Source organism: Streptosporangium sp. LJ11 (genome assembly GCF_051918945.1).
Classification (GTDB): Bacteria; Actinomycetota; Actinomycetes; order Streptosporangiales; family Streptosporangiaceae; genus Streptosporangium.
The window spans coordinates 1-945 of the sequence record NZ_JBPXMB010000100.1 but is presented as its reverse complement, the minus strand read 5'-3'; the positions used below and the strand labels follow the sequence as shown (position 1 = coordinate 945).

Here is a 945-nt window from a genome sequence, read left to right as displayed (position 1 = left end):
GCTGGATGGTGAGGTTGCGGAGTGTGTGCTGGTCGAGGTGTCGGCCGGGGTGCACGAGGCGTTGGGTGTGGTGCAGGGGTGGTTGGCCGAGGAGCGGTTCGCCTCTTCGCGGCTGGTGGTGGTGACGCGGGGCGCGGTGGCGGTCGCTCAGGCGGAGGATGTGGATCCGGCGCAGGCGGCGGTGTGGGGTCTGGTGCGGGCGGCGCAGGCCGAGCAGCCGGGCCGGTTCGTGCTGCTGGATGTGGAGGCCGGGCCGCTGGAGGCGGACGCGGTCGATCGGGCGCTGGCCTCGGGTGAGGCGCAGGTCGCGGTGCGGGCCGGTGCGGTGTGGGTGCCGCGGTTGGTGCGCACGGTGGTGGCGCCGGTGGAGGAGGATCGCGCTCCGGTGTTCGGGCCGGAGGGCACGGTGCTGGTCACCGGCGGCACCGGCGGCCTGGGCGCGCTGGTCGCCAGACACCTGGCCGCCACCTACCAGGTCAAGAACCTGCTGCTGGCCGGTCGTCGTGGCGCGCAGGCGCCGGGGGCGGCCGAGTTGGTGGCGGAGCTGACCGAGTTGGGCGCCACGGTCACGGTCGCGGCCTGCGACGTGGGTGACCGGGACGCGCTGGCCGAGTTGATCGCGGCCGTTCCGGCCGATCAGCCGTTGAGCGGTGTGGTGCACGCGGCCGGCGTCCTGGACGACGGTGTGATCACCGCGCTGACGTCCGAGCGGCTGGACGGGGTCATGCGGCCCAAGGCCGACGCGGCCTGGCACCTGCACGAGCTCACTCAGGAGCTGGACCTGTCGGCGTTCGTTCTCTTCTCCTCGATGGCCGGGGTGCTGGGCGGTCCTGGGCAGGGCAACTACGCGGCGGCCAATGCCTTCCTCGACGCGCTGGCCGAGCATCGCAGGTCGCGGGGACTGGCGGGAACCTCGCTGGCCTGGGGCCTGTGGGCGATCGGCGG

1 protein-coding gene is annotated in these 945 nt (G+C 73.9%); it reads left to right on the top strand.

The genetic code is table 11. The annotated features are described in order from the left end of the window. Positions 1–25 precede the first annotated feature (25 nt). Positions 26–945 (top strand): beta-ketoacyl reductase (locus ACTOQ3_RS43560; protein WP_440089939.1); only part of this gene is annotated, 920 nt, incomplete at its 3' end.